This is a genomic window from Providencia sp. PROV209 (genome assembly GCF_028479485.1).
Taxonomy (GTDB): domain Bacteria; phylum Pseudomonadota; class Gammaproteobacteria; order Enterobacterales; family Enterobacteriaceae; genus Providencia; species Providencia alcalifaciens.
The window spans coordinates 38,629-64,905 of the sequence record NZ_JAMPNR010000020.1 but is presented as its reverse complement, the minus strand read 5'-3'; the positions used below and the strand labels follow the sequence as shown (position 1 = coordinate 64,905).

Sequence of the window (26,277 nt, the reverse complement as noted above, 5' to 3'; positions counted from 1 at the left end):
CGACTTACCGCACCATAAGCACTGATTTTCCACTGAACAGTTAAATTAATTTAACCTATAACAAAATGATATACTGCGTTGAAAAGATTGATATCGTGATAAAAGCATCGGCGAACTTAAATAAGCGTGATCCACTCGTTGTAATAGTAAAACAAATCCCGTCTAAAATTCCCTTCTGTAGATAATTTCCTTATCATATAAACCATAATATTCAGTAAAAAATTTAACTGTTTTGTAGCATTATTTACTGTACATATTTTTTGTTTAGCTTAGGATCTAACCTGACTGTTGCTTACTAATCGTCCGAAGAGTGATATTTCATGGAACATGAACACGAAACAAAACGTCCCCTATACATTCCTTACGCTGGTCCAATCTTACTCGAATTTCCTTTACTGAATAAAGGAAGCGCCTTCACAGAAGAAGAACGCGCTAATTTTAACTTGTATGGCTTACTGCCTGAACAAGTTGAAACTATTGAAGAACAAGTTGAACGCGCTTATCGCCAATTAATTGATTTTAAAACAGATATTGATAAGCATATCTATCTGCGTAATATTCAGGATACCAACGAAACCCTATTTTACCGCCTTATTGATGCTCACTTAACGGAAGTAATGCCGCTCATTTACACCCCAACCGTGGGTGAGGCTTGTGAACATTTCTCCGATATCTATCGCCGTGCTCGTGGTTTATTTATCTCTTATCCAAACCGTGAATACATCGATGACATGCTGCAAAACGCAACTAAACAGAACGTAAAAGTTATCGTTGTGACAGATGGCGAACGTATTCTTGGTTTAGGTGACCAAGGTATCGGTGGTATGGGTATTCCAATCGGTAAATTATCTTTGTACACCGCCTGTGGTGGGATTAGCCCTGCGTATACCTTACCAGTCGTTATTGATGTAGGTACCAACAACCCACAACGCCTGAATGACCCTCTGTATATGGGATGGCGTCACCCGCGTATTACTGGCGAGGAATATGATGAGTTTCTTGAAGAATTTATCCAAGCCGTAAAACGCCGCTGGCCAAATGTGCTGCTGCAATTTGAAGACTTTGCACAGAAGAATGCGATGCCATTATTAAATCGCTATCGCGACGAACTGTGCTGCTTTAACGATGATATTCAAGGCACTGCCGCCGTCACTCTGGGTAGCTTAATTGCCGCCAGCCATGCGGCGGGAAGCAAACTGAGTGACCAGCGCGTCACATTCTTGGGTGCGGGTTCCGCGGGCTGTGGTATCGCAGAACAAATTATTGCCCAGATGAAATCAGAAGGTTTGAGCGATGAAGAAGCGCGTGCACGCATCTACATGGTTGACCGCTTCGGATTACTGACAGACAAACTGCCAAACTTACTGGATTTCCAAAGCAAATTGACGCAAAACAGTGCTAATTTACAAGATTGGGATGTCAACAGTGACTCTATTTCACTGCTAGATGTTGTACGCAACGCGAAACCAACAGTTCTCATTGGTGTTTCTGGTCAAGCAGGTCTCTTCACCGAAGAGATCATCAAAGAGATGCACAAACACTGCCCTCGCCCAATCGTGATGCCATTATCTAACCCGACATCCCGTGTTGAAGCGCGCCCAGAAGATATTATCAACTGGACTGAAGGACAGGCGCTAGTGGCAACGGGTAGCCCGTTCCCGCCAGTATCTTATAAAGAACAAATTTTCCCTATTGCTCAGTGTAACAACTCCTACATCTTCCCTGGTATTGGTTTAGGTGTAATTGCATCCGGAGCAAAACGTGTAACCGATGGCATGTTGATGGTCGCAAGCCGTGCATTGGCCAGTTGCTCTCCACTGGCACAAAAGGGTGAAGGTCCACTGCTGCCACTGTTATCTGAAATCCAAGATGTTTCTCGAGTGATTGCGAAGCAAGTGGCGAAAGAAGCACAAGTTCAAGGTGTGGCAACCATGACATCAGATGAAGCTTTAAATGAAGCGATTGAGCACAATTTCTGGAAACCAGAATACCGGACTTATAAGCGCACTTCATTCTAATTACCTGTTTTTACTTCATAAAAGAGCACTTTGGTGCTCTTTTTTATTTTCTCTTATTTTCTTTATTTCAACATTGTCTGAAAGTGTCGAGTTTCTATAACTTGCGATTGAGATAGCCATCAGAGTTATTTAAGATAAAACCATATCTTATTTGCATAGGACTTGCTCATGTCAGAGCCAACTCATCCAGTCTCCACGGAATCATCACCAATAACACCCGAATCCGTGCCCCCACCGCCTAAGTTTTCCCTTTGGGCAATTGCACTCACGCTGTTTATTGCACTCCTCAATATTGGAGTCTATTTTTACCAACTTAATTTTGCCGCGCCTCTTGAATCACAGGAATATAATTTGCTGCTTTTCGGGGCAAACGTTTATCAGCTATCCCTTACTGGAGACTGGTGGCGTTACCCTATCAGCATGGTGCTACATTCTGGCTGGCTCCACCTCGGGCTAAATACCCTTGCGTTGCTCGTTATTGGTATTGAGTGTGAACGCGCTTTTGGTAAATTACGTTACCTTGCTATCTATCTGTTTGCTGGGATTGTCGGTGCGTTTGTGAGTGCAGCTTGGCAATATCAAGAAGCTTTAAACAGCGCAACGCGCCGCTTTGATATGATGTCATGGAGCAGCCTGCTACAGAATGATAACACCGTCTATATTACTGTCAGTTTGGGCGCTTCTGGGGCAATCATGGGACTCGCCGCTGCCTCGGTGATTGCACTTTTGAAACAGCTCAATAACCCTGATCTGACTAAAAATGCTCGCGATACCCTCAAACGCCCGCTTTATAATATTATCGCCATGATCGCATTAACCCTAATTAACGGGATTCAATCTGGCGTCGACAATGCAGCACATATTGGTGGGGCGGTTACGGGTGCCATCATTGGTTTTACTTTTGTCTTAATTCCTAAGAAAAAACGCCTATTAGATTTATTCGTCGTATTAATCATGGGTGGCATTTTAGCGCTCATCATCCATCAATACTCTTTTTCAACCGATGAAGATCTGTTGGCTGAACGAGTGTTTATCTACCAAGAATTAGATAAAGAGATAAACTCAGCCAAAGCAGCTCACGCAAAAATTGAGATAGAAAAAGCGGCGGAACAAGAGTTAAGCACCCTTCCAACGCCATTATCAGAAAATCAAATCACAGGTCTCATGGTTCAAGCTCCAGACTTAATTGAGCCCAGTTTTATTCTCAGTGACGATGCCCACCAGCGAATCTTTATCACTGATGAAGAAGCCAACCTAGTTAGTGCTTACTCTACTGCAAACGACGATTGGGAGTTGCTGTTTACTCTCAAGCTTCCTCTCCCACAAAATGATACTGGGTGCAGCTCCAATCGCTGTCGTGGTATGGGCGCTTACGGCGCAGCACTGAGTGCCGACGGGAAAAAACTGTATGTTGCCTCGCTGCAACCAAACAGTGTGAGTGTTATTGATATCGCGACGCAAAAAGTAGAAGCCAATATCGAAACCAATTTCTTTCCACGCCAAATTTATGTGATGAAAAACAGCCCTAGAGCCTTTGTAACCAGCGGCGTAGAAAACAGCATCGCAGTGCTTAACCTTTCGAATAATACCGTTGAGAAAAAATTATCGTTTCCTGATAGCCAAGAATATCAAGGTGCGTTTGGTGTCCAAATGCCAGCAGCACTTTCACCCGATGAAAATCATTTAGCGTTATATGATAATGTGACTCAAGCCGCTTATCTCTTAAACACACAAACGCTCACTTTTAGTGAAAAACCTTGGTTTACGGTCGAAAACTATAACGATGCAGTCAGAAGTTTCTATTTTACCCCTGATAGCCAGTTCGTTTGGATGGTCATGGATAATCGCTTTGTTTTCGCTAATATTAATACACCAACGTCGGCTATCACAGAATATCATTGGTGTGGCAATAATAACGATATTCAGTATGGTCAATATGGTATCAATACGGCATTAACCCAAGCTTATTACTTGCCACAATATCCGAGTAAAGCTCAAGTTCCGTTAGTCACTACGAGTTTAAAAACGTTAAATATCCAAAATGTGCTACCGATTCCAACGAAAGGTGAATATATTCAGGGAATAGCGGAAACCAAAAATGCGTGGGTGGTTACCTATCCAAAATCATTTTACGTGATTAATAAGCAACAATCCGTCGATAGGAGCATCATCAGCCCATTGTTATGCTTTGGAGCCATACCCAACGAATAAATGAACCAGCGGTATCTGATTGTTTTTCCAATCTAATACCGCCAATCTAATCTGTGGTATCAACGGAAATATTACGGCCATATTGACATGATTTTACGTTACGCGACTTGCGTCACGAAATTAAGTCAAGTAGCCTATTAATTGATACTACTAATTATTATAGGCATTAATTATTCAAGGCGAGGACATGAGGAAACGTCTGCTTTATGGTCTATTAATACTGGCAGGGATAGCTTTCGCCACTGTTATTTTACTCGACCGTTGGATCAGTTGGGAAACCGCGCCCTATATCTATGAAGATATAGAGCAACTCCCTGCCCGCGATGTAGGGATGGTTCTCGGTACATCTAGATATTATGCCTCTGGAGCCACGAATCTTTATTACACTTATCGGATTAAAGGTGCTGCAGATGCTTACCATAGCGGAAAAGTAAAGTATTTGCTCCTCAGCGGTGACAATGGCGCTCATAATTACAATGAGCCTATTGCTATGCGTAAAGATCTCATCAAAGCAGGTGTACCAGCGTCAAAAATTGTGCTCGATTTTGCAGGGTTTCGAACGTTGGATTCTGTTGTCCGTACGAAAAAAGTATTCGACACAGATAATTTCACGATTATTACCCAACGTTTCCATTGTGAAAGAGCATTATTTATCGCTAAACACAAAGGGATTGATGCCCAATGTTTAGCAGTACCCACGCCTGAAGGTATGTTTAAAGTTCGAGTTCGTGAAGTTTTTGCACGTTTAGGGGCGCTGGCTGATCTCTATATTCTCCAGCGTGAACCGAAATTTTTAGGGGAACAAGAATCCATTCCTGCGCCAATAAAAATGCCTGATGGCACTAAAGGCTACCCTGCGGTAACCCCTGAAGAAATCAACAAACTCAATTAATCCCTTGATGGCGGCTAAAAAGATAAAACAGTTTGTCTGTTAATTGTCGCCAACACCACTCAACGGGACCTTGCTTGAAAAAACGTAACCAGCAATAAGAAAACAGCACGTTTATCCCCCAAATTGGTGGGATAAATAGCAATAATTCTAGGCGAGTAAACTGATAGAAATACCCTAAATGGTAAAAAATAGTAGTACAAATCAAAGTTTGAAGTAAATAATTACTCAGCGCCATCCGCCCTATATTCTGTAAAGCTTTTGCGAAAATGCTCTGACTAAAGCGCCCCCAAAATCCATACACCAAGGCAATGTAACCCAGCGATTGTAGAGGAACCATAAGCTCATTAATGATATAGCCGACAATCGACGTATCGAAATAACGCCACCCAAAAAGGCTTTGGAAATAAAGCGCTACCGACTGAATCAAAACAGTGGGGACAATAAAGTAAATGGACATTTTCCGATAATGCCGCTCCGTAAACTGCCCTTTTAGCCAGCCATTTCGCAGCAACAACGCCCCTAAAATCATCATAGCCAGCAATTGCCAACCATATTGGATAACAAGCAACTCAATCATCGTCGCCACTTCGCCAGCACGATAACTTATCCCAGCCATCCCTCCAGCACGGTGTTGCCAAGCATCAAGAAATGCTTGATCAGGCGTAATTTGCCAGAAAGAGGTATCCACTACACTGCTACCAATTACAAACAAAATTATCAATCCAATCAAATAGATTGCAGTGGCAATTTTTAATAGTGTGTTGGCTGAGTAAAGAGGCAGCAGCATTATTGCGATTAACCCGGTTAGGGCATAAGCAAGAAGAATATCGCCATCCCAGAATCCAATACCATGAATTAGCCCAATCATGGCTAAAATGATTAATCGACTACGCTGCCATAAGACTGGACGATAAAGCAGAAGCCCTAGCGTTGCACCAAACAGTAAGGAAAAAATACCCAGAAATTTCCCTTGGAAGAAAAGATTAAAAAACACCCAAACCATCGCATCAGATGATGAGACTTCAGACGTGTAATAGGGATTAAGATAGGCCGCTTGTGGCAACGCAAATCCAAAGATATTCAGTAATAAAATACCTAAAATAGCGATGCCACGTACTGTATCAAGTTGCCCAATACGGCTTTTAGGGGCAACCGAAACGGTGGATGTCATAAATTAGAGATGGCGAACCGCACGTAGAAATTCTTGGCGTGTATTTTGGCTTGATTTAAACAATCCACCTAACGATGTGGTCGTTGTTGCGCTCGTGGCATCACGAATACCGCGGGCTTTAACACAGTAATGAACCGCATCAATAGAAACCGCAACGTTCATCGTGCCCAGCAGAGTTTGTAGTGCGACTAAAATTTGTTGGGTTAAACGTTCTTGGACTTGTGGCCGTTGTGAAAAAAACTGCACAATACGGTTAATCTTTGATAAGCCAATCACTTTATCTTTTGGAATGTAAGCCACAATTGCCTTACCATCAATAGTGACAAAATGGTGTTCACACGTGCTAGTCAGTGTAATATCACGCACTGTCACCATTTCATCCACACTCATTTTATTTTCAATTAATGTGATTTTAGGGAAATTGGCGTAATCAAGACCCGAAAAAATTTCATCCACATACATTTTCGCGATACGGCGCGGAGTATCCGCTAAGCTATCGTCAGTTAAATCTAAGTTCAGTAACTTCATGACTTCGGTCATATGCCCTTCAATCAGTTGCTTACGCTCTTCACCTGATTTTGGCTGGATGCGCAGCGGGGTTTCAAGCCCTCTTGCTTCCAAAGCAGCATGAACTAATTCGGCCTCTTTACTCAGAGATGACATGGGATCCTCCACAGATGGTATAACGCTATTTTTATAAAAATGCAGGTGTGCGCGGTACTCTAAAACAGCAAGTGCAGATAATCCAGCATTACATCCACCAATAGCATGAAATATTTGCAGGAAACCGCACAGATAGATCCAGAATACTCCTTACAATTTAAATAACTATTTCATTATTTAAATCCACTTAATAACATTATTTATTATAGTATTTTTGATTGCGATATTTTGGCAAAAACCGCGTTGTAATATAGCCGTTGATTAACATGACTCAATCAACTCCCCCAAATAGGCTAAACTATCCACCTAAAAGCTATCAGCAATCAATTTCTATTCATTCACCCAATGCGCTATATCTGCCATAATACCGCTAGCAAATTTATTTGAGCGTTCTAAGCCAATAACAAGATTAAGAGGTAACGATTTATGGATCAGTGTCATACTAACGGTTTGATTTCTCTAGAACTTGCATTAGAAAAATTACTGTCTAACACCCCAACCGTGACTAGCACAGAAATCATTCCACTCACTGAGTCTGCTCAACGTATTATTGCCGAAGATCTCATTTCACCGATCAACGTTCCACCTTTCGATAATTCAGCGATGGATGGTTATGGTTTCCGCTTCGCAGATTGGGATGGAAAAACCCCCATGCCTGTCGCCGGCAAATCATTTGCAGGCAATCCAATGGAAGGCAAACTTCCGGCGGGTAGCTGTGTACGTATTATGACCGGTGCACCAATCCCTAATGGTGTTGATACCGTTGTCATGCAAGAAGCGACCGAACAAACTGACCAAGGCATTGTTTTTACAGAAGCCTTTAAACTCGGTAACAATATCCGCAAAGCGGGTGAAGACATTGCACAGGGTCAAGCCGTATTTCCAGCGGGAACGTTACTGTCCACAGCACAGTTACCCTTGATTGCTTCACTGGGTATTGCCGACGTGACCGTTTATCGCCGCTTAAAAGTCGCTGTATTCTCAACGGGTGATGAACTTCAAGCAGTAGGCAGCCCACTGGCGGACGGTCAAATTTATGATACCAACCGTTTTGCTGTGCGCTTGATGTTAGAAAAGCTCAATTGTGAAGTATTAGACCTCGGCGTCATTCCCGATTCGCCAGAAAAATTAAAACAGACATTTATTGAAGCGAACCAGAAAGCCGATTTAGTCATCAGCAGCGGCGGTGTCTCAGTTGGCGAAGCTGACTACACCAAACAAATTCTTGATGAACTGGGCGAAATTGGCTTTTGGAAGTTAGCCATCAAGCCAGGTAAACCTTTTGCTTTTGGTAAACTCAGTTCAGCATGGTTCTGTGGCTTACCTGGAAATCCTGTCTCCGCCGCGCTCACTTTTTATCAACTCGTTCAGCCGCTCATTGCTCGCTTATCGGGTCACAGTCAATGGAAGGCGCCTGTACGTTTTAAAGTTCCTGTCACCACTCCATTGAAAAAATCACCTGGACGCCTTGATTTTCAACGTGGAATTTTAAGTGTTAATGAACAAGGTCAGCTGCAAGTTGCGACCACAGGGCACCAAGGCTCACATATTTTCAGTTCCTTCAGCCAAGCAAACTGCTTTATCGTATTAGAACGTGAGCGAGGAAAAGTGGCTGTGGGCGAAACTGTTGATGTGGAAATGTTCAATTACTTATTAAAAAGTGAGTAACGACTGTGCAAGAACTGACTGACCAAGAAATGCTGCGTTATAACCGCCAAATTATCCTACGCGGTTTTGATTTTGACGGGCAAGAAAAACTGAAAGCCAGTAACGTTTTGGTGATTGGACTCGGTGGTCTTGGCTGCGCCGCAACCCAATACCTTGCAGCTGCGGGTGTTGGGCACTTAACACTTGTGGATTTTGATACAGTTTCCCTGTCAAATTTACAGCGGCAGACCCTACATCGTGATGCAACGATTGGTCAACCTAAAGTCGACTCTGCCAAAGCACAACTGGTGGCAATCAATCCTCACATACAAATTGATACCATTGATGCACAATTGGACGATCCTGAGTTAAATGAACTCGTACAGCGGCATGAGGTGGTCTTGGACTGTACTGACAATGTCGCTATTCGCGAGCAACTTAACCGCATCTGCTTAAAGCATAAAACCCCTTTCGTTTCCGGCGCAGCAATCCGTATGGAAGGTCAGCTTTCTGTATTTACCTATGAAGATGGAATGCCTTGCTATCACTGCCTTAGCCGGTTATTCGGTGACAATAGCCTAACTTGTGTGGAAGCGGGAGTTATGGCGCCACTTGTTGGCACAATTGGTACATTAGAGGCAATGGAAACCATCAAATTGCTCACTCAATATGGCACCGTAACAACTGGAAAAGTGCTGCTATTTGATGCAATGACGCTCGATTTTCGCCAATTTAAATTGAATAAAGATCCGAACTGCGAGGTTTGTTCCTAAACATAATCCATGGCGAGGACTCTCTCGCCATTTCCCTCGGCTTAAATTTAGGAATATTCCTAAAAATAAGTTTATCTTGTCTTTGGTCTTATACTATCCCCCTTTCGGGGAACACGAGTATCCCACTGGTTTGAACTATGACCGTATGAGTCATTACTGAGAATATAAATATGTCATTACCTCCTTGCCCAAAATGTCAGTCCGAATACACCTATACTGACAACGATATGTACATCTGCCCTGAGTGTGCGCACGAATGGAACGATGCAGAGCCAGTTGCTGACATTGATGAACTCATCGTAAAAGATGCTAATGGCAACTTATTAGCTGATGGCGATACTGTTACAGTGATTAAAGATCTCAAGGTGAAAGGAAGTTCTTCAATGCTGAAAATCGGTACCCGAGTGAAAGGGATCCGTTTAGTGGAAGGTGACCATAATATCGATTGTAAAATCGATGGTTTCGGTCAAATGAAACTGAAATCTGAGTTCGTGAAGAAAAACTAATTTCTCAGCAGCATCTCACTGCCAAAATAAAAATAGCCCCGCTGAACGCAACTTCGCGGGGCTATTTTTTTGCCTAAAACGTCATTAGATTACAACGCCTTGGCTCTTCAGATATTCGTCATACGTTCCTTTAAAATCAACCACTTTATCTTCTTTAATTTCTAAGATTCTGGTCGCTAATGAACTGACAAATTCACGGTCATGGGAAACAAAGATCAGTGTGCCTTGATACATTTCTAACGCTAAGTTCAGCGATTCAATGGATTCCATGTCTAAGTGGTTAGTTGGCTCATCCATAACCAAAATATTTGGCTGTTGCATCATCAGCTTACCAAATAACATACGTCCTTGTTCACCACCGGATAATACAGATACTTTTTTCTTAATGTCATCTTGAGAGAACAACAAACGACCTAAAATACTGCGGACGGCTTGCTCATCATCCCCTTCATTTTTCCACTGACTCATCCAGTCAAAAACATTCAGGTCAGTATCGAAATCTTCAGCATGGTCCTGCGCATAGTAACCAATATTGTGGTTTTCAGACCATTTTACCGTTCCGCTTGTCGCCGGTTGTTCACCTACCAGCGTTTTTAAGAATGTTGTTTTACCGATACCGTTAGCACCGATAACCGCCATCTTTTCACCCACTTCCAATAACAAGTTCACATTCTTAAATAATGGACCTTGGTCATAACCATTGGTTACCGCTTCTAATTCCAACGCGTTACGGAACAGCTTTTTCTCTTGCTCAAAGCGAATGAATGGGTTTTGGCGGCTAGAAGCTTTAACTTCATCTAATTGAATTTTATCAATTTGACGAGCGCGAGAAGTCGCTTGTTTGGATTTTGATGCGTTAGCACTGAAGCGGCTAACGAAAGATTGTAACTCTGCAATTTGCGCTTTTTTCTTCGCATTATCGGATAAAAGGCGCTCTCTCGCTTGAGTTGCCGCAATCATATACTCATCATAGTTACCCGGGAATAAACGCAACTCACCGTAATCTAAGTCCGCCATATGCGTACAAACGGTGTTTAAAAAGTGTCTATCATGGGAAATGATGACCATGGTGCAGTTACGATCATTCAAGACTTGTTCTAACCAACGGATTGTGTCGATATCCAAGTTGTTGGTTGGTTCATCAAGTAACAAAATATCAGGATCCGCAAACAGCGCCTGAGCCAGCAGCACACGTAACTTCCAACCCGGAGCAACTTCGCTCATCGGACCATAATGTTGCTCAACCGGAATACCAACACCTAGTAACAGCTCACCAGCACGGGCTTCCGCGCTATAGCCATCCATTTCACCATAAGCCACTTCCAGATCAGCAACGCGATAGCCATCTTCTTCGCTCATTTCTGGCATTGCATAAATTCTGTCGCGCTCTTGTTTGACATCCCAAAGCTCAGCATGTCCCATGATAACGGTGTCTAGCACAGTAAATTCTTCAAACGCAAACTGATCTTGGCGTAATTTACCCAGACGTTCGTTTGGATCTGTTGTACTGACATTCCCTGCGGTTGGTGTTAAGTCACCGCCGAGGATCTTCATAAATGTAGATTTGCCCGCGCCATTTGCGCCGATTAGACCGTAACGATTGCCTGTACCGAATTTTACTGAAATGTTTTCAAACAGCGGCTTACTGCCAAACTGCATAGTGATATTATTGGTTGTTAACACTGCGATGCCTTAAATTGATCTTTGTAGAGTCGTCCCCGAGACTGGCTTATTTGCCCTGTTCCCGCCGACTTGAAGTCTGATTAGAATAAATAGCCGCGCATTATGCCATAATCCAGCGTTTAGATCTTGTGCTGATTTTCGCGCTACGTTTTCTGACATGAATAAGGTCAACCACGATACCGATTTAGATATCGTATCCGTTAATCACAATCTAAAAATGAAAATAGCGAAAAAGCTCCCCATAAAAGCAGAGCCTAAAAAATTACAACGAGATCCCCATTGTGCGAGATACCTCAGTTAATCCTTCACGTTCATAAAACTTAATAGCTTGATGGTTTTGCGCTAATACAGAAAGCTCTAAATGACTAAATTTTTGCTTTTTTGCCCACTCTTTCATTCCATCCAAGAGCTCTTTCCCTGCCCTTTCGCCACGAAAATCTGGGGAGACAATTAAATCAAAAATATATCCAAAATCCCTCGGTACAATACAGCTATAAGGATCTGAGGTCTGTTTTTGAGCAATACAAAAACCTTTAATTTCACCTTCATGATCAACCACTAAAAGATGAAACTTAGTGTCATTAATTGCATTCTCAACAAACTCGTTCGATTGTTCCGCGTCTTGTAAGCGCTCACTATCAAGCTTAGCCATCTCCGCAAATAAAATTTGATAGAGAGAAAGAATGGCTGATAAATCCTCTTTTTTTGCGGTTCTGATCATTGCATCACCCTTTTCAATCGTAGGTTTTTACTGGCGGTGCAATGTATGTCTCAAATTGATCTAATAAATCTGCTGGGGAAGATTCCACAATCGCAATATGACGATATTTCTCATGCAGAAAACCTTCATCCGCCATTTTGTTGGTCATATCAATCAACGGCTGCCAGTAATGATTAATATTGAACAATCCACAAGGCTTAGTGTGTAAACCAATTTGGCTCCATGTGAATACTTCACTGTATTCTTCTAATGTACCGTATCCACCAGGCATGGCGACAAATCCATCCGCAAGCTCAATCATTTTACTTTTACGCTGATGCATAGTGTCTACTTTGTACAATTCAGTCAGATTTTTATGGGATATTTCACGTTCTTCAAGGAGAGATGGAATTACACCTATCGCTTTCCCACCTAAAGATAATACTGTATCTGCAATGGTGCCCATCAGCCCAACACTCGCCCCACCATAAACTAAAGCGATATCACGTTTAACCAGCTCTTTGGCAAATTCAATGGCCTGTTTTTGATAAATGTCGTTATTGCCCATGCTAGAGCCACAATAAACCGCCACACTTTTAATTTTTTTCATGTTCTACCTTTCATACCTATTATCATTCTTGTCAGCGCGAAATTATACGGCACCCACAACGAAGCTCAACTCACAATATTTGATTATTTATAACTTAGTGACTCTCTAATATTAAATAATATGGTCAATACTCCATATTTAACAAAGCAATATAATCTGCATGAATTCTGTGAGATAATTCACGTCAATTTGCTGGCTAAGTGTAAATATCCTAACAGGCCACCATTATTATTTAGATTTACCCATTTTACCTGTCACGTTGCTATCGTTTTTTTGAGGTTTTTTATTCATGTCTGCCGATACTAAAAAGAGTGCATTTCCACTATTACCAATAGGCTTGCTATTACTGGCAATGACCTCAATTCAAAGTGGTGCCTCTTTAGCTAAAACATTATTCCCACTTATCGGCGCTCCCGGTGTTACGGGTCTACGCTTACTATTAGCGACTATTATTTTATGTGTCATTTTTAAACCTTGGCGTTTAAATTTTAGAAAAAGCTCATTAGTTCCGCTACTTGCTTATGGCTTGTCTCTCGGTACGATGAACTATTTATTTTACTTAGCTCTCGAGCGTATCCCTCTTGGTATTGCAGTGGCACTTGAATTCACAGGTCCACTCGCTGTGGCAATGTTTTCATCTCGCCGCCCTATTGATTTTTTATGGATAGGGTTAGTGATCACCGGCTTACTCTTCTTATTACCTATTGGGGATAACATTAACTCCCTAGACCTTCTTGGTGTTGCTTATGCTTTAGGCGCGGGTGTTTGCTGGGCTATTTATATTATCTTTGGACAACGTGCTGGTGCAGGTTATGGTGCTGCAACAGTTGCTGTAGGCTCACTGATTTCAGCGCTAATTTTCTTTCCGATTGGGTTAATGCAAACGGGGGTTGAAGCCATGTTTGACCCAGCGATATTGCCTTTAGCCTTAGCAGTTGCCATACTATCCACGGCATTCCCATACACGTTAGAAATGATAGCGTTAACCAAATTACCCGCAAAAACATTTGGTACCTTAATGAGCCTCGAGCCTTGCATGGGCGCATTTTTAGGCATTGTTTTCCTGCAAGAACATTTGACTATGACTCAATGGTTAGCGCTGCTGTGTATTGTTTGTGCCTCTATCGGATCAACCTCAACGTCAGTGCCTAAATCCAAGATTGAAAAAGTCTCATAAATATTGCCGATTTTTACCATCCATCACCAAGGCTAATAATTTTATTTATTAGCCTTTTTATTATGTTATTTTTTAGCAGAGCCTTTATTTCATTAGCTTGTAAAGTAATATTCATCTATTTGAAAAATACCAACGATAGATTTGATTGGCAAAATCTAAAATAAATACAATTCACTCATTTACCTATTAAAGTAATAGATAATGACTTTATGACATTCTTAGCTTTACGCTCTATATTTATAAACAGACAAGATAATTGAATCAATTTATATTTAAGAGAGGAAATTCTATGAATACTGCAAAATTATTTAAAACCTCTTCAACTGACCTTTTATATACCCGTAATGATATTGAAGATAGCGTTAAACTAGAAACTATCGGTATATTAAACATGATGGTGATTCATTTCACTGATCTTTCTTTAATCACCAAACAAGCACATTGGAATATGCGTGGACTCAATTTTATTGCAATACATGAAATGTTGGATGGCTTTAGAGATAGCATCATTGGGCACTTGGATGAGTTTGCTGAACGAGCTGTTCAACTCGGTGGTGTGGCAACCGGAACATCACAGCAAGTAAATAAGTTCACATCCTTAGAAGCTTATCCTTTAGATATTCATTCAGTCCAAGATCATTTAAAAGCACTCGCTGAGCGTTATGCTGTTGTGGCAAATGATATTCGCAAAGCGATTGATGAAGTTGAAGATGAAAATACCGCAGATATGTTTACTGCCGCTTCCCGCGACCTAGATAAATTCCTGTGGTTATTAGAAGCCAATATTGAGTAGTGTCGTAAAACAGAGTCAATATATTGACCATGAGACCACTTCGGTGGTCTCAATTTATTTATCGTGCTGCCTTATCTGATGTGGGCATATCGGGTTGCTCAATAGGGAAAACAGGTAACGAATTTAATAAACGTTTCCCGTAGTTTTTTGTTAATAAACGTTTATCGTAAATGATGATTTCACCATAACATTCATGGCTTCGAATCAACCGCCCCGCCTGCTGAATCAAATTGAATGAAGCACTTGGTAAACTTTGCACTTCAAATGGATAGCGCTTTAACGATTTTAACCAATCCCCTTCAGTGATAATCACAGGATTCGTTACGGGTGGAAATGCGATTTTGTGAATATGCACTTGAGTTAAATATTCACCTTTTAGATCTAACCCTTCTGCAAATGACTGTAAGCCTATCAAGGCACTTTTTTGTCCTTGCTTAATACGCTCACAATGGGTTTCAACTAAGCGATAACGTGGTTGATCACCTTGAACTAATAACTGTAATCGCAGATCTTTCACATGCTCAAGAAACCCATCCATCGCACGTTGGCTACTAAATAAAATCAGCACCCCATGGTGATTTCCTTCCGTAAATTGGTGACGAAAATAAGTCGCCATTTCTTTTAAATGTTCCGCTTCATGAGCCATCGTTGGCTCATACTTCATTTTAGGAATAACTAATTTACCCTGTTCTACATGATTAAAAGGTGAAGTCAGCGTGACAAACCGGTCATAACTCTTTTCAGATAACCCGGTTAACTCCATAAAACGTGAATAACTGTTCAAAGAGCGTAATGTTGCTGAAGTAATGACAATATGAGGAACATTTCGCCAGAGTAAATGTTGTAACTGCTCGCTCACTCGAATACCGGCGCAATGCATAAAAATACGTGACTGATTTTTTTCATATCGACGGCTAAGCCATTTGGATACAGGTGCGCCAGAACTTTGTTCAAGCGAGGCTAAGCGCCATAATTTAGCCATATTCTCAAAATAACCCATCGCTCGACTCGTGACTAAAATTGAACGATGCAGACGCACAATATCTTGTTTCGCAGTCTGCTCTGTCAGATCGCTTAAAATTGCTTCAGATAACCCGCGCAGCGCGTCCGTGAGCTTAAATAGCTCTTGGCAGCATAACTGCATTGCTTCGGGTAATACTCCCATTGGGAAAAGGTATTCTGACTCTTTGGATGTCTCAGGAAGTAGTCCATTCGCCAACAATGAGAAATCTCGGAAACAATCCCGTAATTTTTCCGCATGCTGCTGTAACTTATCCGGATTTGCCAACTTAGGCGGTTTCGCAGGACGAAACTGAGCCACGTATTGCCCGACATGGTGAATAAAATTATCCACTTGAGCGGTAAGCTGAACGAGTGTAATTTCCCCTTCGACTTCTAAAGCATCTCTCGCGACATCGGGAATATGGTGCCCTTCATCGAGAACTAGCAATAATTTTTTCGGATCGGGCAATACCGATTCGCTTTCCATCGCCGCCATAACTAAGGCATGGTTAGCCACAACAACATCGGCATCTTCAATTTCACGGCGAGCAATAAAAAATGGACAGCGTTGATAAAACTGACAATTTCGTCCAAGGCAATTCATTTTATCAGTACTGACTTTACGCCATAAACTATCGCTAAACGCCTTTTTATGATGATCTCGCAACCCATCCCAAGCAAAACTATGAAAATCATTACGTAATTGCTGGCACTGAGCTCTTTCCTCACTATTCGCAATTTCTGTTTTGTCTTCCACTAACAGCATTAGGTCAATTTGCTCCCCTTCCGCGGCACAAATCGCTTCTAAATTTCGCGGACAAACATAGCGAGCTCGCCCGAACGCACCCGTGAATTTTAAATCAGGAATAATTTTACTCAGCAACGGTAAATCTTTACTGAAGATCTGGTCTTGTAGGGCTACGTTGGCAGTGCTAACCACCAAGGTTTTCCCCTCTTCACGCCCAACAGCAATCCCCGGAATCAGGTACGATAATGTTTTACCAACGCCCGTTGGGGCTTCAATAATTAAATGGCGTCCTTCAGCATCTGACAAATTTTTCGCCACTTCAGCAATCATTTGGCGCTGAGGTGCCCGAGAGACAAAGCCCTCGATTTGATTAGATAACCCTTTATACCATTGAGTTATTTGTTCTTTGATTTTATTTGACAGAGACATAGATACGCTGAAGACCAAGTAAAGAGGATAAGATAACCAATCACAGAAAAAGCAGAAAAGCTGCTAATTAATCTTTTGCGAAACGCTTCGCAAAACTACTGTATTAATTTCCATTATACACAAATTCTGGAAAGCCTTTCGCAAAACACCTATTCGAAGCAAGAAAATCTCCCTGAAAACTTGTTTGCTATTGCCATCCAGTTATACTTTGGCTTCTTCATATCTAATCAGGCTAATAAAAATGAAAAAAGTCGTCATCGCACTGTGCGCTTTATGCGCGTTGAGTTCTATCGGAGGAATTGTGTTAGCAGGGATGAATATTTATACCCGCTCAACGACACCTTTAGAACAAAATCAGGCTCAATCGCCATCAGTATTACCTGCACCTAATCAAATTCAGTAATCAGCCATTAATAATCTAACGGGACGGTGAGTTATGATGTACAACGATTATTTTGTCACGCCAGAGTGGTTAAATTCACATCTTTCAGATAGCAATCTGATTGTACTTGATGCATCAACCCCCCCGCCAACCGCCCCCTATGATTGTTATCAGAGCTATCTTGATGAGCACATTCCACATGCACAATTTTTTAATCAAGATGAAATTGCAGATAAAAGTAGCGACTTACCGCATATGCTGCCTAGTGCAGCCACATTTAGCCAAGCCGTTGGGGCGATGGGTATTAATAACCAGACCCAAGTCATTATTTATGCGCAAAATAACTTATTTTCATCGCCTCGTGCATGGTGGACTTTCCGCACATTAGGCTGTAAACACGTAAAAATCCTAGCGGGTGGAATTAACGCGTGGAAAGCCGCAGGCTTTGCAACACAGTCAGGTAAAATTACACCACCAGCAACACAAACCTTTATTGCAGATAGGCAAAATGCCAATGCCCTGAACCAACAACAAATGTTGGAGATTGCAACTGATGGTAAGATTCAAATCGTTGATGCTCGCGCCGCTGCGCGTTTTCTTGCTCAAGCCCCTGAGCCGCGCCCAGGTTTAAGAATGGGCCATATCCCCGGCAGTAAAAACGTGCCTTGGGATTTATTAGTGGAGAATGGGGAATACAAATCACCAGAACAATTAAAAGCGATTTTTGCCGAGCATGATGTCGATATCCACGCGCCAACAGTGACAACGTGTGGCTCGGGCATGACCGCCGCGGTTGTCTTAATGGCTTTAATGCTACTCGGTAACTCTCATGTTCGCCTCTATGATGGTTCTTGGGCGCAATGGGGTCAAGACAACGGTTTACCCATCGAACCTTAATCTTACTCATTCCCCCTATAGCTACTTTTTAAGTATGGGGGAATGTAATTATTCTCTTTGCGCTTATAGTGTAAATATAAAAAGCATTAAATAAATAACGTCATTTTTCTATTACGTCATTTTAATGAAGATAATAATTAATAAGTGACTGATGGGAACGCTGAGTAATAAACCTAAAAACGCATTCTACTGTTTAAGGCACTGTCGCAGTATGAAAATTGAAAAATTAAAGCCACACATTATTTAGCGATACGTCATAATATGTGGCTTTAATAAATAATTTATAGTGCGGTAGCAGTTTTTTTTACTTTCTCAGAAAACTACTTGATAAACATCCCTGCAAGGAATAGTACGACGATGGCACCAATAACGGCGACAATAAAGCTGCCAAAATTAAATCCATCTACCTTACCTTTACCAAAGAATGTACTGATATATCCCCCAACAACGGCCCCTACGATCCCCAGAACCGTGGTCATAATGAAACCCATTTGATAGGTTCCAGGCATCAGCCATTTAGCTAAAACACCCGCGATTAAACCAAAGATAATCCAAGCAATAACGCCCATTTGAGGCCTCCAATATCCAGTTGCACTCTATCTCTGCAGCATTCTATCTTTGTTGCATGTCATAAATGTTTTATTTCATACGGTGATAGCACTATGTGAAATAAATCATCACCATACCTGTTAATTAAAGACCTAATCTTAAATTTTAGCAAATCACATAATTCTAATATGGCATGACAGGTAGCGATTCCACATGATGTGCAATGATATCTGCGATTTGCTCTGCTGTTTTCAAAGCTCTAACCTGAGAGAACAAAACGTCGGCTTGTTGATACTCTTTACGCAAATAGCTAAGCCACTGTTTAATACGGGCTGCGTGGTAATGTCCCGTATCTCCCTGTTTTTCTAACTCTGTATATTTAAAGAGTATTTTGCCAACCTGCTCCCAAGGCATCTTCGGGACATTGTGTTTGATAACTCGGCTCAAATTCGGTGTATTTAAGGCGCCTCGACCAATCATAATTGAATCGCACCCCGTCATTTCCATACACCGTTTAGCACTTTCATAATCCCAGATTTCACCATTCGCAATCACTGGAATTGACAATTTTTGGCGAATCTCACCAATGGCCTGCCAGTTAATACATTCGGCTTTGTAGCCATCTTCTTTTGTACGCCCATGCACTGTTAACTCAGTTGCCCCAGCTTGTTGCACAGCATCCGCAATTTCATGAGCAAATTGACTACTGTCCCAACCTAATCGAACTTTTACAGAGACCGGTAATTCTTTAGGCACTGCGGCACGTATCGCTTTAGCGGCATGATAGATAAGGTCGGGTTGCTTCAATAATGTCGCGCCACCGCCACTACCATTCACTGTTTTTGAAGGGCACCCACAATTGAGATCTACCCCCCAAGAACCGAGCTCTACCGCGCGGTTGGCATTTTCAGCCAACCACTCGGGATACTGACCTAACAACTGTACTCTCACTAATGTTCCCGAGGGTGTTCGGCTGCCATACTGGAGCTCCGGACATAGCCGATAAAACGTTTTTGCAGGCAGTAATGTATCTACAACTCGTACAAATTCTGTGATGCACAAGTCGTAGTCATTCACCTCACTCAATAAACGGCGAACCAGAGAATCAAGTACCCCTTCCATCGGAGCGAGCAGTACACGCATTAGCTTTCACTACGCCCTTGTCTAACACGCTTCTGAGCGCTTTTCCATGGAGAACCAGCTGATTCAGATTGACCTTTACCCGCGCTTGTATTTTGACGACGAGGACGACTATGACCTTTATTGCTATTACTTCGCTCACCACCACGGTTATCTGGAGAACGACGGTCATTGCGCTGAGAAGGCTTTTGAATCGGCTCAGCTTTGATTGATGGGTTTGGTTCATACCCTTCAATCGCCATTAATGGAATAGATTTTTTCAGTAACTTTTCAATATCTTTCAGCAACTTAGCCTCATCGATACACACTAAAGAAACCGCCATACCCGTTGCTTCCGCGCGCCCAGTACGACCAATACGGTGAACATAATCTTCAGCCACATTAGGCAACTCAAAGTTAACTACATAAGGCAGTTGTTCAATATCCAAACCACGGGCAGCGATATCTGTCGCCACGAGTACACGGATATCTCCCGATTTAAAATCAGCTAAAGCGCGAGTACGAGCTCCTTGGCTCTTATTTCCATGAATTGCCGCTGCTTTTACGCCATCTTTATTTAAATGTTCCGCTAAACGGTTAGCGCCATGCTTAGTACGCGTGAACACCAAGACTTGTTGCCAATTCTCGCGCCCAATCATAAATGACAGTAATTCTGCTTTACGATTTTTATCCACTAAATGGACATATTGGGTCACTTGTTCAGACGCGGAGTTACGCGGTGCCACTTCAATCGATACAGGGTTATTCAGTAATTTACTCGCCAACTGTTTAATCTCATCAGAGAACGTTGCAGAAAACAGAAGGTTTTGGCGCTTTTTCGGTAATTTAGTGATCACGCGACGAATATCGTGAATAAAGCCCATATCCAGCATACGGTCAGCTTCATCCAAAACGAAAACTTCGACTTGAGAAAGATCCACTGCATTTTGGTGCTCCAGATCCAACAAACGACCCGGTGTTGCGATCAGGACATCCACCCCACCACGCAACTTCATCATTTGAGGATTAATGCTCACACCACCAAACACAACAAATGAGCGAATTTTCAAATGGCGGCTATATTCTTTTACGTTTTCAGCCACTTGAGCTGCAAGCTCACGAGTTGGAGTTAAAATCAATGCACGGATAGGACGGCGGTTATTGCCCCGAGGATTGTCTACCAATTTTTGCAAAATAGGTAAGGTAAAACCGGCTGTTTTACCGGTACCAGTTTGAGCACTGGCTAATAAGTCTTTACCCGCTAGAACAGCAGGAATAGCTTGTTGTTGAATAGGCGTAGGACTTTCATAGCCTAATTCATTAATGGCACGCAAGATTTCCTCGTTTAACGCGAGGTCTGAAAAACTAGTCAAATTAATTACTCCGGGCTCCACCGCTTCAATATATTGGGCAGCTCTAGGGGGGAAGGTTTGATATTCAATAGAAGAAAAGCGCAAACTGCCATGCGATACCCAAAAATTCTACCATCATTTGACCGCGATAAATATATTAATTTAGATTGATGAATAAACTAATACAAAATCTGCTTTATATAGTATATATACGTACACAAAACTAAAGATACATCTGTTTTCATCCTGAATAATGAACAAATGCCAACTAAGAGCATGTTAAAAATTTATTTAATTCTGAATCAAAAGGAATGTTTATGAACACAAATTCATCGCCAACATTGCGTGGAGAGAGCGCTAAGCTCCAACTTCTTCTCGCTGCCGCAGACGTTTATGGAGAACAAGGCATTGATGGGGCTACCACTCGCCAAATTGCCCAAGCATCAGGGCAAAACATCGCTGCAATTTCATATTATTTCGGTTCAAAAGAAGGGCTTTATCTGGCGGTTGCTCAGCAAATTGCAAACAATATCAAGGAGAGCTTTGAGGAAAGTATTAATAAAATCGATTACTTTATTAGCCAGCCAGCAGAGTTACAAATTCCTGAAGAAGCACTCGAACTCTTAAAAAACACCATTATTTCTTATAATTTTTTCCAACTTAAAAAAGAAAATCTCAGTTTTTCACGTATCCTTGCTCGCGAACAACTCAACCCAACCGAAGCCTATGGTTTAATTCATGAGCAGGCTTTGGGTCCTATCCATTCACGGCTTAACCGCTTAGTTTCTATCTATATCGGCGCTGATCCAAACGACTTAGCAACATTAATTCACACTCATGCCATTTTAGGTGAAACACTTTCTTTCCGTATTGCGAGAGAAACACTACTGAGGCAAACGGGCTGGAAACACATCAATGAGAATGAATTTAAAATTATTAATCAGGTTCTTATTGAACACATCGATATCTTATTATTGGGGTTACGGCATCGCCAACAATCAGAAAAGTGATATGATATATAGATAAAACTAAATCATAATCTTGAGTAATGAGTTTACCCGTCACTAAGGTTAGTTATGAACACAAAACGCCGCACACAAGTTCTTTTACTGATTATTCTGCTGATTGCCGCCATTTCAGGGGGCTATTACTATCAATCGCTTCAGGACAAAACATTCGCTCTATATGGTAATGTGGATGTGCGTACCGTTAACCTCAGCTTCCGTGTCGGTGGTAAACTCGCCTCTTTAGAGGTTGATGAAGGGGCGCAAGTCAAAGCTGGACAGTTACTTGGAAAATTAGATGACGCTCCTTACATCAATGCCTTAAATAAAGCCAAAGGGCTCCGTGACAGTGCCAAAGCACAGTTAGCACTTAAAGAAAAAGGCTATCGCACCCAAGAAATCGCCCAAGTTGAAGCTGAAGTTGCCCAGCGCCAAGCTGCTTGGCAATATGCGGACAATTTTTATAAGCGCCAACAGGGCTTAGCTGCCCAAAAACTGATATCTGCCAATGATCTGGATAATGCTAAAAATAACCGTAATCAAACGCTTGCCGCACTGAAAGCATCCCAAGATAAACTTAATCAATATCAAAGTGGATTTCGCCAAGAAGAGATAGCCGCAGCACGAGGAGAATGGCTACAGGCAGAAGCGGCTGTTGCTCAAGCGGAACTCGACCTTGCCGATACTCAGTTACTGGCTCCTTCTGATGGTACTGTATTAACCCGAGCCATCGAGCCAGGTACCATTATAGGCTCCGGTAATACCGTTTTTAGCGTAACTTTAACCCACCCAGTTTGGGTTCGCGCCTATGTTAGCGAAGCACATTTAGGCGATGCCGTACCCGGTAGTAAAGTTTTGTTATTTACCGATAGCCAACCCAATACCCCCTATCATGGCACTATTGGCTTTGTTTCCCCCACTGCCGAATTCACGCCAAAAAGCGTACAAACTCCGGATTTACGCACTGATTTAGTGTATCGCTTACGCATTATTGTCGATGATCCAAATGATAAACTTCGTCAAGGGATGCCCGTTACCGTTCAATTTGCGGCTCCTCAACAGTAGGGCGCATTATGGCTCAGCAACATATCATTTCGTTAAATTGTGTTGAGAAACATTTTGCCGGACTGGGTACCCCTGCCGTTGAAAGCTTAACGACTGAAATTCATGGTGGTTCAGTCACCGGATTAGTCGGGCCTGATGGCGCAGGCAAAACCACACTGATGCGTATGCTTGCTGGGTTACTTAAGCCAGATTCAGGGCAAATTAGTTTAATGGGGTTAGATCCTATCCGAGATAGCATTGAGGTACGAGCTAACCTCGGCTACATGCCGCAAAAATTTGGGTTATATGAAGATTTAACTGTTCAAGAGAACCTTGATTTATATGCAGATCTTCGAGGTGTCGTTGGTGAAGAGCGCCAACAAACCTATCAACAATTACTGACATTCACTAGCCTCGAACCTTTTACTCAGCGTCTTGCTGGTAAGCTGTCAGGGGGAATGAAACAAAAATTGGGGCTTGCCTGTACTCTATTAGGTAAACCCAAAGTGTTACTTTTGGATGAACCCGGCGTTGGTGTTGACCCTATTGCCAGACGAGAACTTTGGCAAATGGTGCACACCTTAGCAGATGAAGGTATGTTGATCCTTTGGAGTACCTCGTATCTGGACGAAGCAGAGCAATGCAAAGAAGTCCTTCTGCTCAACGAAGGCAAGCTACTCTATAGCGGAAAACCGGAGCAGCTGACGCAGAAGATGGTGGGTCGTTCATTTTTACTCGAAGTGCCCGCCACCCAAAAACGTACTATGCTACAAAATGCATTAGTCTTGCCAGAAACCACAGATGGCGTAATTCAAGGGCGTTATATTCGATTAATTTTAAAACCCCAAGCCTCTCAACAGAGCTTACTTCAAGCGTTGAAAATGGATCATCAAACGCTTATTGAAGCCGAGCCTCGCTTTGAAGATGCCTTTATTGATCTCTTAGGGGGCGGTCCATCCCATCGTTCCGAACTCGCGGCTATCGTGCCACAAATTCCGCCAGCACCTAATGAAACGGTGATAGAAGCTCGCAATCTGACCAAAAAATTTGGGGATTTCGCAGCCACTGATACTGTCAATTTCCAAGTCAAACGGGGAGAGATTTTTGGGCTATTGGGACCGAATGGTGCAGGTAAATCTACTACGTTTAAAATGATGTGTGGGCTCATGAAACCCACCGATGGGCAAGCATTAGTGCTTGGGATGGATTTAAAAACCAGCTCAAATAAAGCTCGCCAACATCTCGGGTATATGGCGCAAAAATTTTCCCTCTATGGCAACCTCAAGGTCGGGCAAAACTTAAAATTCTTCTCCGGTGTATACGGTCTACATCATAAACAGCAAACCACCAAAATGCAGGAAATGATCAACGCCTTTAATTTTACGCCAATTATTAGCCAAATTACCGACTCCTTACCTCTCGGTTATAAACAGCGACTCGCCCTCGCCTGCTCCTTGATGCATGAGCCAGATATTCTCTTTTTAGATGAACCCACGTCTGGTGTGGACCCGCTAACTCGCCGAGAATTTTGGTTACATATCAATGGGATGGTGGATAAAGGTGTGACCGTGATGGTCACAACCCACTTTATGGATGAGGCGGAATACTGTGACCGTATAGGACTCGTTTATCATGGTAAAATCATTGCAGCGGGCACACCCGATGAATTGAAGCAGCAAGTTGCTAGCACTAAAAACCCCAATCCTTCCATGGAAGATGCTTTTATTGAATTGATTTTTAACTACGATAAACAGCAGGAGGCGCAATGAGTACTACCGCTTCAGGTTTTTCATGGCGTCGGCTAAAAGCACTCTGCTGGAAAGAGAGCAAACAGATTGTTCGTGATCCCAGCAGCGCATTGATAGCCATTGTTATCCCGCTGATGCTGCTGTTTATTTTTGGTTATGGAATTAATCTCGACTCCAGTAAATTACGCGTTGGTATCTTGATGGATCAACAAAGCCAACCCGCTCGTGAATTAGTGGATACCTTTACAGGGTCGCCTTTTATTGATGCCACTATCAGTGATAACCGCAACTTATTGATTAATAAAATGCAGGCCGGAGAAATTCGCGGCATCGTGGTGATCCCCGTTAATTTTGCAGAGCAACTTTTGCGTCCCGATGGACATGCGGCAATTCAAGTGATTACCGATGGGAGCGAACCCAATACTGCCAATTTTGTTCAAGCCTATACCAAAGGGGTATGGCATACATGGCTTATCCAACAAGGTGAAAATCAAGGATACCCAACTGACCCACTGATCGAACTTAATATGCGCTATTGGTTTAATGAAGCGGCATTAAGCCAGCATTTTATTATTCCAGGCGCAATTAGTATTATCATGACTGTTGTCGGTGCGATATTAACGTCATTGGTTATTGCTCGAGAATGGGAGCGCGGTACGATGGAAGCGCTGCTTTCCACCCAAATTACCCGCACTGAGTTACTACTTTCTAAATTATTGCCTTACCAGCTTCTCGGCTCCTTTGTCATGGTGCTGTGTATGCTGGTGACAACCTTGATATTGGATATTCCGTATCGTGGCTCTTTATTAATTTTATTTGTGATCACCAGCTTATATTTAGCAACCGCGTTAGGCATGGGATTACTCATTTCTACTATTACTCGCAATCAATTTAATGCGGCAATGGTGGCACTAAATGCCGCGTTCTTACCTGCGATTATGCTTTCTGGATTTATTTTCGAAATCGATAGTATGCCGGTATTTATTCAAGTCGTGACCTATTTCATTCCGGCTCGCTACTTTGTGAGTAGCCTTCAAACCTTGTTTTTAGCGGGGGATATCTACTTGGTATTATTGACTGATTTCTTACTGCTGATTGCCTCAGCCATATTATTCATCGGCTTAACGGCGTTGAAAACGCGCCGTCGTTTGGATTGAGG

At 42.3% G+C, this 26,277-nt stretch carries 23 protein-coding genes and 1 pseudogene; 15 read left to right on the top strand and 9 right to left on the bottom strand.

Annotated elements, in window-relative coordinates:
- Window positions 1–320 precede the first annotated feature (320 nt).
- The 4 genes and pseudogenes from PR795_RS14100 (at window position 321) to sanA (ending at window position 5,121) form a co-directional block, all read left to right on the top strand.
- Window positions 321–2,018, top strand: coding sequence for an NAD-dependent malic enzyme (locus tag PR795_RS14100; protein WP_006660147.1), 1,698 nt, complete (start codon window positions 321–323; stop codon window positions 2,016–2,018).
- Window positions 2,019–2,186: 168 nt separating this feature from the next.
- A pseudogene (locus PR795_RS14095) lies at window positions 2,187–3,086 on the top strand (rhomboid family intramembrane serine protease); the annotation flags it as partial.
- Window positions 3,087–3,182: 96 nt separating this feature from the next.
- Window positions 3,183–4,229 carry a YncE family protein gene (locus tag PR795_RS14090; RefSeq protein WP_336297983.1) on the top strand — a complete coding sequence of 349 codons (1,047 nt, stop codon included), beginning with the start codon at window positions 3,183–3,185 and terminating at the stop codon, window positions 4,227–4,229.
- A gap of 187 nt (window positions 4,230–4,416) precedes the next feature.
- Window positions 4,417–5,121: an outer membrane permeability protein SanA gene (gene sanA / locus PR795_RS14085; RefSeq protein ID WP_181480695.1), complete on the top strand. Its 705-nt coding sequence runs from the start codon at window positions 4,417–4,419 to the stop codon at window positions 5,119–5,121.
- Here the strand turns inward: sanA and yeiB are convergent.
- Both yeiB and folE read right to left on the bottom strand, forming a co-directional pair.
- Window positions 5,114–6,292: a DUF418 domain-containing protein YeiB gene (gene yeiB / locus PR795_RS14080; protein ID WP_181480694.1), complete on the bottom strand. Its 1,179-nt coding sequence runs from the start codon at window positions 6,290–6,292 to the stop codon at window positions 5,114–5,116. The genes sanA and yeiB overlap by 8 nt on opposite strands.
- A 3-nt stretch (window positions 6,293–6,295) precedes the next feature.
- Window positions 6,296–6,955 (bottom strand): GTP cyclohydrolase I FolE, encoded by a 660-nt coding sequence (gene folE / locus PR795_RS14075; RefSeq protein ID WP_006660151.1) that lies wholly within the window; start codon window positions 6,953–6,955, stop codon window positions 6,296–6,298.
- A gap of 426 nt (window positions 6,956–7,381) precedes the next feature.
- On the opposite strand from folE, the gene moeA reads away from it, so the two are divergent.
- The 3 genes from moeA to PR795_RS14060 all read left to right on the top strand — a co-directional run bounded on the left by moeA (window position 7,382) and on the right by PR795_RS14060 (window position 9,881).
- A complete protein-coding gene (gene moeA, locus PR795_RS14070) occupies window positions 7,382–8,623 on the top strand; it encodes a molybdopterin molybdotransferase MoeA (protein ID WP_112860110.1) in 1,242 nt (413 codons plus the stop codon).
- Between the two features lie 5 nt (window positions 8,624–8,628).
- Window positions 8,629–9,375 (top strand): molybdopterin-synthase adenylyltransferase MoeB, encoded by a 747-nt coding sequence (moeB, locus tag PR795_RS14065; protein ID WP_071992609.1) that lies wholly within the window; start codon window positions 8,629–8,631, stop codon window positions 9,373–9,375.
- A gap of 170 nt (window positions 9,376–9,545) precedes the next feature.
- Window positions 9,546–9,881: a zinc ribbon domain-containing protein YjdM gene (locus PR795_RS14060; RefSeq protein WP_006662278.1), complete on the top strand. Its 336-nt coding sequence runs from the start codon at window positions 9,546–9,548 to the stop codon at window positions 9,879–9,881.
- An 84-nt stretch (window positions 9,882–9,965) separates the two neighbouring features.
- On the opposite strand, the gene PR795_RS14055 is transcribed toward PR795_RS14060, so the two are convergent.
- From PR795_RS14055 to PR795_RS14045, 3 genes are all read right to left on the bottom strand, one after another.
- Window positions 9,966–11,564 (bottom strand): ABC-F family ATPase, encoded by a 1,599-nt coding sequence (locus tag PR795_RS14055; protein ID WP_006662279.1) that lies wholly within the window; start codon window positions 11,562–11,564, stop codon window positions 9,966–9,968.
- Between the two features lie 262 nt (window positions 11,565–11,826).
- Window positions 11,827–12,285 (bottom strand): GNAT family N-acetyltransferase, encoded by a 459-nt coding sequence (locus PR795_RS14050; RefSeq protein WP_181480691.1) that lies wholly within the window; start codon window positions 12,283–12,285, stop codon window positions 11,827–11,829.
- A gap of 13 nt (window positions 12,286–12,298) precedes the next feature.
- Entirely contained in the window at window positions 12,299–12,874 is a 576-nt protein-coding gene (locus PR795_RS14045) for a TIGR00730 family Rossman fold protein (protein ID WP_272516875.1), read from the bottom strand.
- A gap of 289 nt (window positions 12,875–13,163) precedes the next feature.
- On the opposite strand from PR795_RS14045, the gene rhtA reads away from it, so the two are divergent.
- Together rhtA and dps are read left to right on the top strand one after the other, a co-directional pair.
- Window positions 13,164–14,051 (top strand): threonine/homoserine exporter RhtA, encoded by an 888-nt coding sequence (gene rhtA / locus PR795_RS14040; protein WP_006660158.1) that lies wholly within the window; start codon window positions 13,164–13,166, stop codon window positions 14,049–14,051.
- A gap of 289 nt (window positions 14,052–14,340) precedes the next feature.
- On the top strand, window positions 14,341–14,844 hold the full coding sequence (gene dps, locus PR795_RS14035; protein ID WP_272516874.1) for a DNA starvation/stationary phase protection protein Dps: 504 nt from the start codon (window positions 14,341–14,343) through the stop codon (window positions 14,842–14,844).
- A 58-nt stretch (window positions 14,845–14,902) separates the two neighbouring features.
- Here the strand turns inward: dps and dinG are convergent, their stop codons facing one another.
- The gene (dinG, locus tag PR795_RS14030) at window positions 14,903–17,023 is read right to left on the bottom strand and encodes an ATP-dependent DNA helicase DinG (RefSeq protein WP_181480690.1); all 2,121 of its coding nucleotides are present in this window, start codon (window positions 17,021–17,023) and stop codon (window positions 14,903–14,905) included.
- Between the two features lie 241 nt (window positions 17,024–17,264).
- Here dinG and PR795_RS14025 point away from each other — a divergent pair, with 241 nt between their 5' ends.
- Together PR795_RS14025 and sseA are read left to right on the top strand one after the other, a co-directional pair.
- On the top strand, window positions 17,265–17,426 hold the full coding sequence (locus tag PR795_RS14025; protein ID WP_006660161.1) for a hypothetical protein: 162 nt from the start codon (window positions 17,265–17,267) through the stop codon (window positions 17,424–17,426).
- Between the two features lie 36 nt (window positions 17,427–17,462).
- Window positions 17,463–18,302, top strand: a complete 840-nt coding sequence (sseA, locus tag PR795_RS14020; RefSeq protein WP_036979614.1) for a 3-mercaptopyruvate sulfurtransferase — start codon at window positions 17,463–17,465, stop codon at window positions 18,300–18,302.
- Window positions 18,303–18,622: 320 nt separating this feature from the next.
- Here the strand turns inward: sseA and PR795_RS14015 are convergent, their stop codons facing one another.
- From PR795_RS14015 to rhlE, 3 genes are all read right to left on the bottom strand, one after another.
- On the bottom strand, window positions 18,623–18,871 hold the full coding sequence (locus tag PR795_RS14015; RefSeq protein ID WP_006660163.1) for a GlsB/YeaQ/YmgE family stress response membrane protein: 249 nt from the start codon (window positions 18,869–18,871) through the stop codon (window positions 18,623–18,625).
- Window positions 18,872–19,034: 163 nt separating this feature from the next.
- Window positions 19,035–19,994 (bottom strand): tRNA dihydrouridine(16) synthase DusC, encoded by a 960-nt coding sequence (gene dusC / locus PR795_RS14010; RefSeq protein WP_006660164.1) that lies wholly within the window; start codon window positions 19,992–19,994, stop codon window positions 19,035–19,037.
- A complete protein-coding gene (gene rhlE, locus PR795_RS14005; protein WP_036962016.1) occupies window positions 19,994–21,343 on the bottom strand; it encodes an ATP-dependent RNA helicase RhlE in 1,350 nt (449 codons plus the stop codon). The genes dusC and rhlE overlap by 1 nt, the downstream gene beginning before the upstream one ends.
- Window positions 21,344–21,633: 290 nt before the next feature.
- Here rhlE and cecR point away from each other — a divergent pair, with 290 nt between their 5' ends.
- The 4 genes from cecR to PR795_RS13985 all read left to right on the top strand — a co-directional run bounded on the left by cecR (window position 21,634) and on the right by PR795_RS13985 (window position 26,275).
- Window positions 21,634–22,332 (top strand): transcriptional regulator CecR, encoded by a 699-nt coding sequence (cecR, locus tag PR795_RS14000; RefSeq protein WP_006660166.1) that lies wholly within the window; start codon window positions 21,634–21,636, stop codon window positions 22,330–22,332.
- Between the two features lie 66 nt (window positions 22,333–22,398).
- A complete protein-coding gene (gene hlyD / locus PR795_RS13995; protein WP_006660167.1) occupies window positions 22,399–23,391 on the top strand; it encodes a secretion protein HlyD in 993 nt (330 codons plus the stop codon).
- 8 nt (window positions 23,392–23,399) lie between these two features.
- Window positions 23,400–25,139 (top strand): ATP-binding cassette domain-containing protein, encoded by a 1,740-nt coding sequence (locus PR795_RS13990; RefSeq protein ID WP_181480688.1) that lies wholly within the window; start codon window positions 23,400–23,402, stop codon window positions 25,137–25,139.
- The gene (locus tag PR795_RS13985; protein ID WP_006662284.1) at window positions 25,136–26,275 is read left to right on the top strand and encodes an ABC transporter permease; all 1,140 of its coding nucleotides are present in this window, start codon (window positions 25,136–25,138) and stop codon (window positions 26,273–26,275) included. Before PR795_RS13990 ends, PR795_RS13985 begins: the two co-directional genes overlap by 4 nt.
- The last annotated feature ends 2 nt before the right edge of the window (window positions 26,276–26,277 follow it).

Excerpts from the sequence above, each read along its gene's own strand:
- moeA (WP_112860110.1), top strand. The coding sequence starts at position 7,382 with ATGGATCAGTGTCATACTAACGGTTTGATTTCTCTAGAACTTGCATTA.
- PR795_RS13990 (WP_181480688.1), top strand. The coding sequence starts at position 23,400 with ATGGCTCAGCAACATATCATTTCGTTAAATTGTGTTGAGAAACATTTT.
- hlyD (WP_006660167.1), top strand. The coding sequence starts at position 22,399 with ATGAACACAAAACGCCGCACACAAGTTCTTTTACTGATTATTCTGCTG.
- PR795_RS14025 (WP_006660161.1), top strand. The coding sequence starts at position 17,265 with ATGAAAAAAGTCGTCATCGCACTGTGCGCTTTATGCGCGTTGAGTTCT.
- dinG (WP_181480690.1), bottom strand. The coding sequence starts at position 17,023 with ATGTCTCTGTCAAATAAAATCAAAGAACAAATAACTCAATGGTATAAA.
- PR795_RS14100 (WP_006660147.1), top strand. The coding sequence starts at position 321 with ATGGAACATGAACACGAAACAAAACGTCCCCTATACATTCCTTACGCT.
- folE (WP_006660151.1), bottom strand. The coding sequence starts at position 6,955 with ATGTCATCTCTGAGTAAAGAGGCCGAATTAGTTCATGCTGCTTTGGAA.
- dusC (WP_006660164.1), bottom strand. The coding sequence starts at position 19,994 with ATGCGTGTACTGCTCGCTCCGATGGAAGGGGTACTTGATTCTCTGGTT.
- sanA (WP_181480695.1), top strand. The coding sequence starts at position 4,417 with ATGAGGAAACGTCTGCTTTATGGTCTATTAATACTGGCAGGGATAGCT.
- cecR (WP_006660166.1), top strand. The coding sequence starts at position 21,634 with ATGTTTATGAACACAAATTCATCGCCAACATTGCGTGGAGAGAGCGCT.
- PR795_RS14060 (WP_006662278.1), top strand. The coding sequence starts at position 9,546 with ATGTCATTACCTCCTTGCCCAAAATGTCAGTCCGAATACACCTATACT.
- PR795_RS14045 (WP_272516875.1), bottom strand. The coding sequence starts at position 12,874 with ATGAAAAAAATTAAAAGTGTGGCGGTTTATTGTGGCTCTAGCATGGGC.
- sseA (WP_036979614.1), top strand. The coding sequence starts at position 17,463 with ATGTACAACGATTATTTTGTCACGCCAGAGTGGTTAAATTCACATCTT.
- PR795_RS13985 (WP_006662284.1), top strand. The coding sequence starts at position 25,136 with ATGAGTACTACCGCTTCAGGTTTTTCATGGCGTCGGCTAAAAGCACTC.
- PR795_RS14090 (WP_336297983.1), top strand. The coding sequence starts at position 3,183 with ATGGTTCAAGCTCCAGACTTAATTGAGCCCAGTTTTATTCTCAGTGAC.
- rhtA (WP_006660158.1), top strand. The coding sequence starts at position 13,164 with ATGTCTGCCGATACTAAAAAGAGTGCATTTCCACTATTACCAATAGGC.
- PR795_RS14015 (WP_006660163.1), bottom strand. The coding sequence starts at position 18,871 with ATGGGCGTTATTGCTTGGATTATCTTTGGTTTAATCGCGGGTGTTTTA.
- dps (WP_272516874.1), top strand. The coding sequence starts at position 14,341 with ATGAATACTGCAAAATTATTTAAAACCTCTTCAACTGACCTTTTATAT.
- yeiB (WP_181480694.1), bottom strand. The coding sequence starts at position 6,292 with ATGACATCCACCGTTTCGGTTGCCCCTAAAAGCCGTATTGGGCAACTT.
- PR795_RS14050 (WP_181480691.1), bottom strand. The coding sequence starts at position 12,285 with ATGATCAGAACCGCAAAAAAAGAGGATTTATCAGCCATTCTTTCTCTC.